Origin of the sequence: Agrococcus versicolor, assembly GCF_039531815.1 — a bacterium.
GTDB lineage: Bacteria > Actinomycetota > Actinomycetes > Actinomycetales > Microbacteriaceae > Agrococcus > Agrococcus versicolor.
Genome location: NZ_BAAAQT010000006.1, coordinates 1 through 13,769, shown reverse-complemented (window position 1 = coordinate 13,769; position 13,769 = coordinate 1). Strand labels below are relative to the sequence as shown.

The following is a 13,769-nucleotide window of genomic DNA, read 5'->3' as shown; positions in this document are numbered from 1 at the left end:
GCGACGGCGGAGTGGGTGCCGCGCGCGCAGCGTCACACTTCGTCACATGCGGGGCACGCCCGTCTTGACGCATTCGTGCGTGCGATGCAAGGATCGTGCGCATGACGACGAACCTCTTCCTCTCGACCACCGTGGTGGCCCGGGGAGATGCCGGCATGATGATGCCGGCCGTCGCCATGTGTCGAATGTGTGCGTGAGGCTCGTTCCGCCCCGCACCATGCCCGTCTGACGCAGCGGTCGCTGCCGTCGACTCCGAGCGCTCGCATGAGCCGCTCGCCCGAGGCTCCTCGGGTTCAGCAGCACCTCGACACCCCGCGTGCGAGACCGACGTCGGTCGCACGCCCAGCCGGAAGGCATCGCGATGTCCATCGCCATCACGCACATCCAGACCAGGCAGTCCCCCGCGACCGAGGGCAACCTCGCCCTCGCCCCGCGCCCCGCGGCACCGGCCGCGCCTGAGCGCCGCTCCCCCGTCCGCGCCGTCCCCGACGGCACCGAGGCCCGCGGCTTCGTGCTGTACGTCGGCCTCGGCGAGGACGCATCGGACGCGGACGGCATCGAGCTCGCCGAGCTCGTCGGCGAGCTGAAGCGCCTCACGGCGCGCCTCTCGCCGTCGGCGCAGACCCACGCGGCCGTCGCCCTCGCCCCGGCGGGCGCGGGCGGACGCGACGTCGACGTCGTGCGGCGCGCGCTGCAGGACCCGTCGCTGCGCAAGGCCGAGGCCCCGGTCGACGAGCCCGCGCTCGACGTCACGATCGACCTGTCGCGCAAGCGCGTCGCGATCGGCGACGACATCGCGCCGCTCACCTACAAGGAGTTCGAGCTGCTGCAGTTCATCGTGCTCCGCGAGGGCCGCACGGTCGAGCGCACCGAGATCATCGACGCGCTGTGGCCCGATGCCGACGACGCGGCACGGCCGAACGAGCGCACCATCGACGTGCACGTGCGACGCCTGCGCTCGAAGCTCGGCGACTGGGCCGACGTCGTGCGCACCGTGCGCGGCGCCGGCTACCGGTTCGACCGCCACGCCGACGTCACGGTGCTCGCGCCCCACGCCGCCTCGCCCGACCGCTTCTGACGCGCGGCGCCGCGCGGCTCGTTGCGGTGGGCGATGCCAGGTGCTGCAGTGGAGCCATGAGCACCGCGCATCTCCTCCCCGACGTCGCGACCGCACGATGAGCGGCGGCGGCAGGCTCGAGCGCCTCCTCGGCATCGACCACCCGATCGTGCTCGGCGCGTTCGGGGGGATGTCGTCGGTCGCGCTGACCGCCGCGGTGTCGAACGCCGGCGGGCTCGGATCGTTCGGGCTCTACGGCTACGACGCGGCGCGCATCGCGGAGACGGCCGACGCCCTGCGTGCAGCGACCGACCGGCCCTTCGCCCTCAACCTCTGGCTGCCCATCCCGGGCGAGCCCGATCCCGCGCCCACCGACGCGGAGCTCGCGCAGCACGTGCAGGCCCTCTCGCCCTACTTCGCGGAGCTCGGCCTGCAGCCGCCCGAGCTGCCGGACCGCTTCGCGCCGAGCGTCGACGAGCAGCTCGACGCCGTGCTCGCGGCGCGACCGGCGGTGCTCAGCGTCGTCTTCGGCGTGCCGAGCGAGCGACTCGTCGACGCGGTGCGCGCCGCAGGCATCCGACTGCTCGGCACGGCCACGACCGTCGACGAGGCCGTGGCGCTCGAGGCCGCGGGCGTCGACGCGGTGGTCGCGAGCGGCTCGGAGGCCGGCGGGCACCGCGTCTCCTTCCTGCGACCCGCCGAGGAGTCGCTCGTCGGCCTCGTGTCGCTGCTGCCCCAGGTCGTCGACGCCGTGGACGTGCCGGTGATCGCCGCAGGCGGCATCGCCGACGCGCGCGGCGTGCGCGCGGCGCTCGCGCTCGGCGCCGACGGCGTGCAGGTGGGCACCGCCTTCCTCGCCGCGCGGGAGTCGGCCGCCGCCGACGCCTACCGGGCCGCGATCCTCGCGGCGGGCGCCGCGGACACCGTGCTGACGCGCGGCCCGAGCGGTCGCCTCGCGCGCGGCCTGCCGAACCGGCTCACGCGCGAGCTCACGACCCCCGCGCCCTTCCCCATCCAGAACTGGCTGACCGGTCGATTCCGCTCGGTGGCGGGCGAGCGCGGCATCGTCGACCTCATGTCGCTGTGGGCGGGGCAGTCGGCGGGGCTGTCGCGAGGCGGCTCCGCCCATGACGTGATGGCCGAGCTGCTGCGCGGCGTCTCGCGCTGACGCGATCGACCAGCGCGAAGAGACACAGCAAAGGCACAGCGTCCTGATGCCCCACTCGTTACCGATCCGTTATAGCGTGTGCAGCACGTCGATGGTTGTGCTGTGGTCATCGGCGGAGGGTGCGATCCACGATCCACCCTGGTGCAAGGGACTGGGGCCGGTCGAGTGAACTCGACCGGCCCTGTGCACGTCCCGGGGCATCTCGCGGCCTGACCGGCACCACCGCCCGGCAGGGGGCGTCTGCGCAAGCCCGCGCTCATGTCGGAGGCGTGGGATTGGATGGGTGGATGCCCGACGCGCTCGATGCCTTCGGCCCCGCGACGGCCGCATGGTTCCGTGGCGCGTTCGCGGCGCCGACGCCCGCGCAGGAGGGCGCGTGGGAGGCGACGCGCGCCGGCGGCAGCGCCCTCGTCATCGCGCCGACGGGCTCGGGCAAGACGCTCGCGGCATTCCTCACCGCGATCGACCGGCTCGCACGCGAGCCCAAGCCCGAGGATCCGCTCCGGCGCACGCGCGTCCTCTACCTCTCCCCGCTCAAGGCGCTCGGCGTCGACGTCGAGCGCAACCTGCGCAGCCCGCTCGTCGGCGTCGCACGCACGGCGGCCGAGCTCGACCTGCCCGCGCCCGACATCACCGTCGGCGTGCGCTCGGGCGACACGCCGCAGGCCGAGCGCAGGCAGCTGCTGCGCACGCCGCCCGACATCCTCATCACGACACCCGAGTCGCTCTTCCTCATGCTCACGAGCGCCGCACGCGAGACGCTCGCCGGGGTCGAGACGATCATCGTCGACGAGATCCACGCCGTCGCCTCGACGAAGCGCGGTGCGCACCTCGCCGTCTCGCTCGAGCGCCTCGACGCCATGCTCGAGCGGCCCGCGCAGCGCATCGGCCTCTCGGCCACCGTGCGCCCGCCCGAGGCCGTCGCGCGGTTCCTCGGCGGCCCGCATCCCGTCACGATCGTCGCCCCCGAGTCCCGTGGCCGCGTCGAGCTGCAGGTCGTCGTGCCCGTCGACGACATGAGCGACCTCGGCTCCGCGCCGCCGCGCGAGGGGGCCGCGAGCGCCGCGACCGACCAGACCGACGTGCAGCAGCGCTCCATCTGGCCGCACGTCGAGGAGGCGATCGTCGACCGCGTCGTCGCCCAGCGCTCGACGATCGTCTTCACGAACTCCCGGCGACTCGCCGAGCGCCTCACCTCGCGCCTCAACGAGATCTGGGTCGAGCGCCAGGCCGAGGCCGCCGAGCACGAGGGTGCCGACGCGCGCCCGACGCCCGCGGCCGATCGCATCCCCGCGCAGATGATGGGGCAGTCGGGCCAGACCTCCGGCGCCGAGCCCGTGCTCGCACGCGCCCACCACGGCTCGGTGTCGAAGGAGCAGCGCGCCCAGATCGAGGACGACCTCAAGCGCGGCACGCTGCGCTGCGTCGTCGCGACGTCGTCGCTCGAGCTCGGCATCGACATGGGCGCGGTCGACCTCGTCATCCAGGTCGAGTCGCCGCCGTCGGTCGCGTCGGGCCTGCAGCGCGTCGGCCGCGCGGGGCATCAGGTGGGCGAGGTGTCGCGCGGCGTGCTCTTCCCCAAGCATCGCGCCGACCTCGTGCACGCGACCGTGACGACCGAGCGCATGCGCGACGGGCAGATCGAGCGCATCGCCGTGCCGCAGAACCCGCTCGACATCCTCGCCCAGCAGACCGTGGCGCACACCGCGCTCGGCCCGGTCGACGTCGACGACTGGTTCGAGATCGTGCGTCGCAGCGCGCCGTTCGCGTCGCTGCCCCGCAGCGCCTACGAGGCCACCCTCGACCTCGTCTCGGGCCTCTACCCGTCCGACGAGTTCGCCGAGCTGCGGCCCCGCGTCGTCTGGGATCGCGTCTCGGGCACCCTCACGGGCCGGCCGGGCGCGCAGCGACTGGCCGTCACGAGCGGCGGCACGATCCCCGACCGCGGCATGTTCGGCGTCTTCCTCGCCGGCGCCGACCGCGGCGGGCGCGTGGGCGAGCTCGACGAGGAGATGGTCTACGAGTCGCGCGTGGGCGACGTCTTCGCCCTCGGCGCGACGAGCTGGCGCATCGAGGACATCACGCACGACCGCGTCATCGTCACGCCCGCCTACGGGCAGCCCGGCCGCGTCCCCTTCTGGACGGGCGACGCCATGGGCCGATCGGCCGAGCTCGGCGCCGCCATCGGCGCGTTCCTGCGCGAGGCCGGCTCATGGACGCCCGACGAGGCCTCGGCCAGGCTCGCGCAGGCGGGGCTCGACGCGCGGGCGGCGCAGAACCTCACGGCGTTCCTCGCCGAGCAGCGCGCGGCCACGGGCCAGCTGCCGTCGGATCGCACGCTCGTCGTCGAGCGCTTCCGCGACGAGCTCGGCGACTGGCGCGTCGTGCTGCACTCGCCCTACGGCAATCGCGTGCACCAGCCGTGGGCCCTCGCCATCACCGCGCGCATCCGCGAGCGCCACGGCTTCGACGGCGGCGCGATGGCGTCCGACGACGGCATCGTCGTGCGCCTGCCGGACACCGACGCCGACCCGCCCGGCGCCGAGCTCTTCGTCTTCGACCCCGACGAGCTCGAGGCGATCGTCACCGAGCGCGTCGGCGACTCGGCGCTCTTCGCCTCCCGCTTCCGCGAGTGCGCCGCTCGCGCGCTGCTGCTGCCGCGCCGCAACCCCGGCCGCCGGTCGCCGCTGTGGCAGCAGCGGCAGCGCGGCGCGCAGCTGCTCGAGGTCGCACGGCGCTACCCGTCCTTCCCCATCGTGCTCGAGACGGTGCGCGAGGTGCTGCAGGACGTCTACGACGTGCCGGCGCTGCGCGAGGTCGCGCAGTCGATCGCGAGCCGCGGCATCCGCCTGCTCGAGGTCGAGACGGCCGACGCATCGCCCTTCGCGCGCTCCCTGCTCTTCGGCTACGTCGCGTCCTTCCTGTACGAGGGCGACGCCCCGCTCGCCGAGCGTCGCGCCGCGGCCCTCTCGCTCGACACGACGATGCTCGCCGAGCTGCTCGGTCGCGCAGAGCTGCGCGAGCTGCTCGACCCCGACGTCATCGCGCAGACCGAGGCGCAGCTGCAGCGGCTCGACCCCGAGCGGCGGCTCAAGGGCCTCGAGGGCGCCGTCGACCTCCTGCGACTCCTCGGGCCGATGGATGCCGCCGCGCTGCGCGAGCGGCTCGATCCGGCGTCCCTCGCGGACGTCGACCTCGAGGCGGGGCTCGAGGGGCTGCGTCGCAGCCAGCGCATCATGCGGCTCACGATCGGCGGTGCCGAGCGCTGGGCCGTCGTCGAGGATGCCGCGCGCCTGCGCGACGCGCTGGGCGTGCCCCTGCCCGTCGGCCTGCCCGAGGCATACCTCGCGTCCGTCGACGATGCGGTCGGCGACCTCGTCGGCAGGTACGCGCGCACGCACGGACCGTTCCAGCCGGCCGACGCCTCGGCGGCCATCGGGCTCGGCGTCGCCGTCGTGCACGATGCGCTGCGCCGACTCGCGGGCACGCGCCGCGTGCTCGAGGGCGAGTTCCGGCCAGGGTCGGTCGGCACCGACTGGTGCGACGCGGAGGTGCTGACCCGGCTGCGATCCCGGTCGCTCGCCGCGCTGCGCAAGGAGGTCGAGCCCGTCGAGCCCGCGCAGCTCGCGCGCTTCCTACCGGTGTGGCAGCACGCCGACCGCTCGCTGCGCGGCGTCGACGGCGTGCTGCAGGTCGTCGAGCAGCTCGCGGGCGTCGCCGTGCCCGCGAGCGCGTGGGAGTCGCTCGTGCTGCCCGCACGGGTGCGCGACTACCAGCCGTCGATGCTCGACGAGCTCACGAGCACCGGCGAGGTGCTGTGGAGCGGCGACGGCACGCTGCCGGGCTCCGACGGCTGGGTGCGCCTGCACCTCGCCGAGACGGCGCACCTCACGATCGACGCCCCCGCCGAGGCGCCGGACGTCGCGGGCCAAGCGGTGCTCGAGGCGCTCGGCGCCGGCGGCGGCTGGTTCTTCCGGCAGCTGCAGCAGTCGCTCGACGTGCCCGACGCCGAGCTCACGAGCACGCTGTGGCAGCTCGTCTGGAGCGGCCACGTCACGAACGACACCCTCGGCTCGCTGCGCATCCGCACCGGTGCCTCGTCGCGCCGCGCACGGCAGCCGACGCGCACGCGCGCCTACCGCGGCCGCATGCGCCCGCGCGGCACGACCCAGGCCGCGGCGCCCGAGGTCGGCGGCCGCTGGACGCTGACGCCCGCCCCCGAGGCGGATGCGACGGTGCGCCGCCTCGCCACGGCAGAGCAGCTGCTCGAGCGACACGGCATCGTCACGCGCGGCGCCGTGCAGTCCGAGCAGGTCCCTGGCGGCTTCGCCGCCGCCTACCGCGTGCTCACGCAGCTCGAGGAGGCCGGGCAGACGCGCCGCGGCTACTTCGTCGCCGGGCTCGGTGCGGCGCAGTTCGCGACGCCCGCGACCGTCGACCGCCTGCGCGCCTTCGGCGTCGACCCCGATCAGGCACCGCCGCTCGTCGCCCGCACGTACGCCGCGACCGATCCGGCCAACCCCTACGGCGCCGCGCTCGGCTGGCCGCAGCGCGACGAGGGGCACCGCCCGGGCCGCAAGGCCGGCGCGCTCGTGACGCTCGTCGACGGTGCGCTCACCCTCTTCGTCGAGCGTGGTGGTCGCACCCTGCTCACCTTCGACGACGAGCCGGCGCGCCTCGCGGCCGCAGCGGCATCCCTCGCCGCCGTCGCGCCCGCGCTCGGACGCATCGCCGTGCACCGCGTCGACGGCGAGGGCGTGCTCGGCTCGACCCTCGACCCCGTGCTGCGCGAGGCGGGCTTCGCCGTGACGCCCAAGGGTCTGAGGATCGGCTGATGCGCACCGCAGGGAGGCGCTGATGCCCGAGGGCGACACCGTCTGGCGCACCGCGCGATCGCTCCACGAGGTGCTCGCCGGCCAGGAGCTCACGCGCTTCGACCTGCGCGTGCCCCGCCATGCCACGGCCGACCTCGCCGGCCGCACGGTGCTCGAGGTCGTCAGCCGAGGCAAGCACATCCTGCATCGCATCTCGGACGACGACGATCGCGGCGGCTGGACGCTGCAGACGCACCTCAAGATGGACGGCTCGTGGCATCGCTACCGCCGCGGCACGCGGTGGCAGCGACCGGAGCACACGGTGCGCGCCGTGCTCGAGACCGAGCAGTGGCAGACGGTGGGCTACCTGCTCGGGGTCGTCGACCTCGTGCGCACCGTCGACGAGGGCACGGTGGTCGGGCACCTCGGCCCCGACCTGCTCGGGCCCGACTGGGATGCCGGCATCGCCGCGGCGAACCTCGCCCGCGAGCCTGCGACGCCCATCGGCATGGCGCTGCTCGACCAGCGCAACCTCGCGGGCCTCGGCACGATCTACCGCGCCGAGGTGTGCTTCCTGCGCGGCCTGTCGCCATTCCTGCCCGCCGGCGAGGTCGACGACCCGCGCGCGCTCGTCGTGCTCGCGCGCCGCGTCATCGGCGCCAACCGCGATCGCGTCGAGCGCACCTTCACCGGGTCGCTCCTCAAGGACCGCTACTGGGTGTACGGGCGCGAGCACGAGCCGTGCAGACGCTGCGGCACCGCCATCCGGAAGGCGGAGTTCGGACCGCTCACCATGGAGCGGATCGTCTACTGGTGCCCCGTGTGCCAGCCCGGCGACGAGCCGACGAGCTCGCCGACGGTCGGCTGACGGCGTCGCATCAGGGCACGACCCAGTGCGTCGGGCTTGCCGGCGGCTCGAGCAGGTACTCGTCGTCGTCGGGATAGGTCAACGCCACCGCGAGGCCGGCGCCGGCGAACGCGCGGATCGCCGCCTCGTCGCGCCAGCACGACTGCACCCGCACGATCGAGCGGCCGTCGCCGAGCTCGCGCGTCATGATCGTGGTGCCGAGGTTGCCGTCGAGCGCCATGTAGTCGTCGTAGCTCGTGCGGCGCATGTGGCGGAGATACTCGGTGACGCGCACGCTCTCGACGAGCAGCACCGCCTCGCGGACGATGGAGCCGGAGGGGTAGCGCACCTGGCAACCGTGCCATCTTCTCGGCGTGCCCTCAAGTGCCCGCGCGGGCGGCGTGCTCGGCGAGGAAGGCGAGCGCCTGCTCCTTGTAGGGGCGGGAGGTGACGGCATCGATGTGGTTGCGGCCCGGGATCGGCGCGAATCGGCCCTGCGGCAGGGCATCGACGAGCGATGCGGTGTCGGGTGCGTGGACGTCGCGGTCGCCCGTCATGAGCAGCGTCGGCGCCGTCGGCGCATGGTCGGCCGGAGCGAACGGGGTACGCGAGACCTCGCTCGCGAGGGCGACGAGCGCCGCTGGGTCGTTCTCCGGCAGCGCCGTCGCCAGGCGGACGACGAACGCCGCGGCACCCGTCGGCTCCGCCTCGCCGGCGAGCGCTCGGCGCGCGAGGTCGCCGTCGAGGCCCCGGAAGGGAGCGCCGGCCGGGAGTCCGCCGAGCGCGAGCGCCGAGAACGCGTCGGGGTGCAGCGCGGCATGCCTCCAGCCGAGCCTCGAGCCCATCGAGTAGCCGAGGTACCCGGGCCGGACGAGGCCCGTCGCCGCGAGGACGACGTCGACGTCCGAGAGGAAGCGCGAGACGTCGTATCCGCCCGGGCCCGGCCGCTCGCTGTCGCCGTGGCCGCGCAGGTCGAGGGCGACCCCGCGCAGCCCCGCGGCGACGAGCGCGCGGTCCCAGCCGGCGTCGATCCAGTTGCGACGCGTGCTCGACGAGAAGCCGTGCACCATGAGCACGGGCGCCCCGCCCGGATCGCCGAGCTCGTGGACGGCGAGTCGCGTCCCGTCCTCCGCCACGACGATCTCGGGTGCTGCGCGCTCTGCCATGCGTCCATCCTCGCGCGTCCGCCTGGCGGATGCCGCACACCCGACGGCGCTACGGTGGCGACATGGCCGCGCACGCTCGTCTCGCGCTCGCCGACGTCGTCGCCGAGGTGGGGCGCTCGCGTCACGGGGCGACGCACGCCGCGAGCGCGCGCGCCGCGCGAGCGCCGATGCTGCTGCGCTCCGCCCTGCCCGCGGTGCTCGTGGGCACGCCGATCGCGCTCGACCTCGCGAGCGTCCACATCGAGTCCGCGCTCGTGTCCGCGGCGACGATCGGACCGTCCGCGATCGGGCTCGCCGTCGTGGTGGTGCTCGGTGCCGTGCGAGCGTCGCGCGGCGACGTCGAGGTCGCCGACGGCGGCGTGCGGGTGCGCGGCTGGCCCGCCTTCGCCGTCGCAGACGTGCACGAGGTGCTGCCGGTCGCCTGGCGCGACCACACCGCGGAGCGGAGGGTCGACCTCGCGGTCATCGCCGCGGACGGCTCGCAGCTCGCGCAGCTCGACGGTGCGCGCTACCGCCGCGACGACCTCGTCGCCGTGCTCGGCACCCTCGCGGGCCGCGTGCGCCCGGCGGTGCGCACCCACCTCGGCAGCGCCCGCCGGCTGCGTGCCGCGCATCCGCAGGCCGTCGACCATCGCGACGCCCGGCTCGCCGGCATGCAGTGGTTCGCGACGGCCGTGGGGCTGCTCGCCTCGGCCGTGTCGTCGTTCGTCGTCCTCGCCTGAGCGCGCGCTCGAGCGTCGCGCGGTCGCTCGCGCCCTCCGCTGCGCCTCAGACGCTGCGCGACGGCCGCGCGCCCGCGACGGACACGGCCTCGGCGGCCATCGCGACGCCTCGGCGCGCGGCGCTCACGGGATCCGCGCCGCTCACGACGCTCGCGACGAACATCGCCGTGAACGCGTCGCCCGCACCCGTGGGGTCGACGAGCCGCGCCTCGACCGCCGGCACGAACTGCCTGTGCCCGTGGTCGATGACCACGACGCCCGTGTGCCCGAGGGTCAGCGCGACCACGGGCGCGAGGCCCGCGAGCGCCGCGCCGATGTCGGCGGCGCCCTCGCGGCCGGTGATCGTCGCCCCCTCGTCGAGGTTCGCGACCATGACGTCGACGCCGTGCAGCGCGTCGAGCGCCACCTCGACGCCCAGGTCGGCGATCGACCCCGCGGAGCCGATGGTGCACGACACCACGGCGCCGAGGGCGTGCGCGCGGTCGACGAGCCTGCCCACCGCCTCCGCGTGGCCCGACAGGAGCGAGTAGCCCGTCACGTGCACGACGTCGACCGCGAGCAGGGCGTCGTCGATCGAATCGGGGTCGACGAGCGCGTTCGCACCGCGGTCGGTGAGCATCGTGCGCTCGTCGCGGTCGACGAGCACGACGATCGTGCCCGTCTCGTGCTCGGGATCGCCCTCGATGCGCGCATCGACGCCGTGCTCGGCGAGCAGCGCTACGTGGCGATCGACGTCGGCGGCGCCCGTGCGCCCCACGAACGTCGTGCGCACGCCCGCACGCCCCATCCAGGCGGCCGTGTTCGCCGCGCTCCCGCCTGCCCGACGCACGATGCGGGCGTCGGTGTCCGTGTCGGCGCGGATGCGGCCCTCGGGGAACACGAGCACGTCGTCGATGACGTCGCCGAAGGTCAGGGCCCGGATCATGCCGCGGCGTAGGCGGTCGCGATGGCGGCGGCGACCCGGATGTTCGAGCGGACGAGGTCGAGGTTGACCTCGAGGCTGCGACCCGACGACAGCTCGACGATGCGACCGAGGAGGTACGGCGTGACGGCCTTGCCGTGGATGCCGTCGCGCTCGGCCTCCGCACGCGCCTGGGCGACGACCGCGTCGTGCTCGGCCGGGTCCCACTGCAGGTCCTCGGGCAGCGGGTTCGCCACGACGAGGCCCGCGCCGGCCCGGGCGGCGTCCTGCTCGCGGAGGATCGCCGCGACCTCGTCGGCCGACTCGACCCGCCAGTCGAGGTCGTGCTCGCTCGACGAGAGCCAGAACATCGGGAAGCGCCCCGTGCGCCAGCCGACGACGGGCACCGACAGCGTCTCCATGCGCTCGAGCGTCGCGCCGACGTCGAGCACCGACTTCACGCCCGCGCACACGACGGCGACGGGATGGCTCGACAGCGCGGCGATGTCGGCGGACTCGTCGAAGGAGGTCGACGCCCCGTGGTGCACGCCACCGAGCCCGCCGGTCGCGAAGACGCGGATGCCGGCCCGTGCCGCGATCGCGACGGTGCCCGCGACGGTCGTCGCCCCCGTGCCGCCGCGCGCGCAGAGGATCGGGATGTCGCGCACGCTCGCCTTCGCGACGCCCTCGCCGGCGATGCGCGCGAGGGCATCGGCGTCGAGGCCCACCCGCGCCACGCCGTCGACGATCGCGATGGTCGCCGGCACGGCACCGGCGTCGCGGACGATCTGCTCGAACTCGCGCGCGGCCTCGAGGTTGCGGGGCCGCGGGAGGCCGTGGCTGATGATCGTGGACTCGAGGGCGACGATGGGCGTGCCGGCGTCGCGCGCAGCGCGGACCTCGGGGGCGATGTGCATGGCAGCAGGGTAGCCGCGCTCGCCTGGATGCGAGGAATCGTCAGCATCTTGCGTCGCGGTCGCGGACGTCCCGACGGGGAGGTGCGCGGGACGCGTGGCGCGAGTCGTGCGACGATCGCAGCGTGCAGCGATCCGTGCTCCTCGTCCACCACCTCGACTACGAGACGGGCGGGCACGCCGCGCGCCTCGTCTCGCACCTGCCGACGGAGACCGTCGCCTACCCCGATCGGGTCCCGGAGCTCGACGCCGTCGCGGGCATCGTCGTGCTGGGCGGCGAGATGAGCGCGGTCGACGTCGACGCGCATCCGTCGCTCGCGATCACGACGGATCTCGTGCGTCGCGCCGTCGAGGCCGACGTGCCCGTGCTCGGCCTGTGCCTCGGGCATCAGATCCTCGGCGTCGCGCTCGGTGCCGAGCATCGCGCGGGCGCCGTCGCCGAGACGGGGCTCGTGCCGGTCGACGTCGTCGCCGCCGACCCGTGGCTCGGCGGGCACACGGGCACGCTGCGACCCATGCAGTGGCACACCGACGTCGTCGGCCTGCCCACCGGGGCGACGCTCGTGGCGACGAACGACGCCGTGCCGGTGCAGGCGTTCCGGTACGGCTCCGGCCTCGGCCTCCAGTTCCACCTCGAGGTCGACGAGGAGGTGCTGCGGCGCTGGAGCACGGAGCCGACGCCGACGCTCGGCGAGGCGCTGCCGGACGGCGACGTCGCGGGGCTCGTCGCCGCCTACCGTGCGGATGCGGTGCTGCGCGACGTGGCCGAGCGGGGCTTCGCAGCCTTCGCGGCGTCGTGCCGCGAGCGCGTCTGACCCGCGCTCGCCGGTCGGATCGTCGCGGCTAGAGCAGCGGGCGGACGCGACCGACGACCGCCGAGCCGCCGTGCTGCAGGAGGCCGAGCTCGCCCTCGACCGCGGCGAGCGAGCCGGTCGGCAGGGCGCCGGCCTGCTCGAGGAGCGCGATCGCGACGGGTGCGCCCGCGCGCCGCGCGCCGTCCGCGACCTTCACGACGACCGCCGTGCCGTCGGGGGCGACGATGACCTGCGTGCCCTCGGCGCCGAACTTCGCCGTGACGCCCAGCCGTTCCATGAGCACGGTGTCGGGTGCCCCGGGGCCCTCGACGAGCCACGGATCGGTGCGCATCGCGAGGCCGACCGCCGCGAGCGCCTCGTCGTCGCCCGTGGCCGCGAGCCCGCGGACGGCGCGCGCCATGCCGAGCACCGACGACGCGTAGACCGGCGCCGAGCATCCGTCGGTCGCGGTCGCGGTCGACGTTACGCCCGAGCGCGCCTCGACGGCGGCGCGCAGCTCGCGCTGCAGCGGATGCGCCGGGTCGGTGTACGCGAGGCCCGCCGCATCGTGCGCGAGCGCGGCGGCAGCGGCGAGCACGACGTGCTTGCCGGCGCAGATGGCGGCGAGCCGCGTGGGCGCGTCGATCCAGCGCGTGCGACGCGGCGCGCACAGCAGCGCACCGGGCTCGACCCCGAGCCGCTGCGCCATGGCTGCCGCCACCTCGACCTGCTCGGCTCGACCGACGATGCTGCCCGAGGCGATCGCGAGCTCGCGCCCCGCGAGCCCGAGGCGCTCGGCGACGGTCGCGGCGAAGAGCGGCTTGAGTGCCGAGCGTGCGAGGAACGGCGCGTCGACGTCGCCGGCCGTCGCGAGCACGGATCCGTCGGGCGCGACCATCGCGACGATGCCCTCGTGCCGGGATTCGACGAAGCCGTCGCGCTCGACGACCGCGATCGTCGCGGTCGAGGCCATGCGGAGGTCGGACGCGGGGGTGGGATGAGGCACACGGCGACGCTAGCCGACGCCCGAGCCTCGTCGGTCAGGCGCCGAGCGCCCCCTCGGCCTCGAGCAGCAGCCGCTTCGCCGCCTCGCCGCCCGCGTACCGGCCGAGGGAGCCGTCGCTGCGCACGACGCGGTGGCAGGGGACGACGATGGGCAGCGGGTTGAGACGGCACGCGGTGCCGACGGCGCGGACGGCACCGGGCGACCCGAGCGCGCGTGCGACGTCGCCGTAGGAGCGCGTGGTGCCGTACGGGATCTCCTGCAGCGCACGCACGACCTCGCCGCGGAAGCCGACCGCGAGCGCGAGGTCGAGCGGGCCGTCGAACGCCCGGGCGCGCCCGTCGGCGAGCGCCTCGACGCCGCGCGCCGCGGCGTCGAGGCCT

12 protein-coding genes are annotated in these 13,769 nt (G+C 75.1%); 6 read left to right on the top strand and 6 right to left on the bottom strand.

The genetic code is table 11. The features are described 5' to 3' along the window. The first annotated feature begins 361 nt into the window (after positions 1 to 361). From ABD249_RS08375 to ABD249_RS08360, 4 genes are all read left to right on the top strand, one after another. A complete protein-coding gene (locus tag ABD249_RS08375; RefSeq protein WP_344342581.1) occupies positions 362 to 1,078 on the top strand; it encodes a winged helix-turn-helix domain-containing protein in 717 nt (238 codons plus the stop codon). A gap of 97 nt (positions 1,079 to 1,175) precedes the next feature. Beyond that, positions 1,176 to 2,225 carry an NAD(P)H-dependent flavin oxidoreductase gene (locus ABD249_RS08370; protein ID WP_344342580.1) on the top strand — a complete coding sequence of 350 codons (1,050 nt, stop codon included), beginning with the start codon at positions 1,176 to 1,178 and terminating at the stop codon, positions 2,223 to 2,225. Positions 2,226 to 2,512: 287 nt separating this feature from the next. Then, positions 2,513 to 7,060, top strand: coding sequence for an ATP-dependent helicase (locus tag ABD249_RS08365; RefSeq protein WP_344342579.1), 4,548 nt, complete (start codon positions 2,513 to 2,515; stop codon positions 7,058 to 7,060). 22 nt (positions 7,061 to 7,082) lie between these two features. Then, positions 7,083 to 7,907, top strand: coding sequence for a DNA-formamidopyrimidine glycosylase family protein (locus ABD249_RS08360; protein WP_344342577.1), 825 nt, complete (start codon positions 7,083 to 7,085; stop codon positions 7,905 to 7,907). Positions 7,908 to 7,917: 10 nt separating this feature from the next. Here ABD249_RS08360 and ABD249_RS08355 read toward each other — a convergent pair whose 3' ends face one another. Further along, entirely contained in the window at positions 7,918 to 8,235 is a 318-nt protein-coding gene (locus ABD249_RS08355) for a hypothetical protein (RefSeq protein ID WP_344342576.1), read from the bottom strand. A gap of 31 nt (positions 8,236 to 8,266) precedes the next feature. Next, positions 8,267 to 9,052 carry an alpha/beta fold hydrolase gene (locus ABD249_RS08350; protein ID WP_344342574.1) on the bottom strand — a complete coding sequence of 262 codons (786 nt, stop codon included), beginning with the start codon at positions 9,050 to 9,052 and terminating at the stop codon, positions 8,267 to 8,269. A gap of 62 nt (positions 9,053 to 9,114) precedes the next feature. Here ABD249_RS08350 and ABD249_RS08345 point away from each other — a divergent pair, with 62 nt between their 5' ends. After that, a complete protein-coding gene (locus ABD249_RS08345) occupies positions 9,115 to 9,774 on the top strand; it encodes a hypothetical protein (protein WP_344342573.1) in 660 nt (219 codons plus the stop codon). Between the two features lie 46 nt (positions 9,775 to 9,820). Here ABD249_RS08345 and ABD249_RS08340 read toward each other — a convergent pair whose 3' ends face one another. Both ABD249_RS08340 and ABD249_RS08335 read right to left on the bottom strand, forming a co-directional pair. Further along, positions 9,821 to 10,699 carry a carbohydrate kinase family protein gene (locus ABD249_RS08340; RefSeq protein ID WP_344342572.1) on the bottom strand — a complete coding sequence of 293 codons (879 nt, stop codon included), beginning with the start codon at positions 10,697 to 10,699 and terminating at the stop codon, positions 9,821 to 9,823. Continuing rightward, entirely contained in the window at positions 10,696 to 11,592 is an 897-nt protein-coding gene (locus ABD249_RS08335; RefSeq protein WP_344342570.1) for a pseudouridine-5'-phosphate glycosidase, read from the bottom strand. Before ABD249_RS08335 ends, ABD249_RS08340 begins: the two co-directional genes overlap by 4 nt. Positions 11,593 to 11,714: 122 nt before the next feature. Between ABD249_RS08335 and ABD249_RS08330 the strand changes: the two genes are divergently transcribed. Further along, entirely contained in the window at positions 11,715 to 12,404 is a 690-nt protein-coding gene (locus tag ABD249_RS08330) for a type 1 glutamine amidotransferase (protein ID WP_344342569.1), read from the top strand. Positions 12,405 to 12,432: 28 nt separating this feature from the next. On the opposite strand, the gene ABD249_RS08325 is transcribed toward ABD249_RS08330, so the two are convergent. Next, complete coding sequence (locus tag ABD249_RS08325; protein WP_344342567.1) at positions 12,433 to 13,389, bottom strand: asparaginase; 957 nt, start codon at positions 13,387 to 13,389, stop codon at positions 12,433 to 12,435. A 34-nt stretch (positions 13,390 to 13,423) separates the two neighbouring features. Beyond that, a partial coding sequence (locus ABD249_RS08320) for a methylated-DNA--[protein]-cysteine S-methyltransferase (protein ID WP_344342566.1) occupies positions 13,424 to 13,769 on the bottom strand: 346 nt, incomplete at its 5' end.

Bases quoted from the DNA above. Each gene is read 5' to 3' on its own strand.
- ABD249_RS08365 (WP_344342579.1), top strand. From the start codon at position 2,513: ATGCCCGACGCGCTCGATGCCTTCGGCCCCGCGACGGCCGCATGGTTC.
- ABD249_RS08375 (WP_344342581.1), top strand. From the start codon at position 362: ATGTCCATCGCCATCACGCACATCCAGACCAGGCAGTCCCCCGCGACC.
- ABD249_RS08360 (WP_344342577.1), top strand. From the start codon at position 7,083: ATGCCCGAGGGCGACACCGTCTGGCGCACCGCGCGATCGCTCCACGAG.
- ABD249_RS08335 (WP_344342570.1), bottom strand. From the start codon at position 11,592: ATGCACATCGCCCCCGAGGTCCGCGCTGCGCGCGACGCCGGCACGCCC.
- ABD249_RS08340 (WP_344342572.1), bottom strand. From the start codon at position 10,699: ATGATCCGGGCCCTGACCTTCGGCGACGTCATCGACGACGTGCTCGTG.
- ABD249_RS08370 (WP_344342580.1), top strand. From the start codon at position 1,176: ATGAGCGGCGGCGGCAGGCTCGAGCGCCTCCTCGGCATCGACCACCCG.
- ABD249_RS08350 (WP_344342574.1), bottom strand. From the start codon at position 9,052: ATGGCAGAGCGCGCAGCACCCGAGATCGTCGTGGCGGAGGACGGGACG.
- ABD249_RS08345 (WP_344342573.1), top strand. From the start codon at position 9,115: ATGGCCGCGCACGCTCGTCTCGCGCTCGCCGACGTCGTCGCCGAGGTG.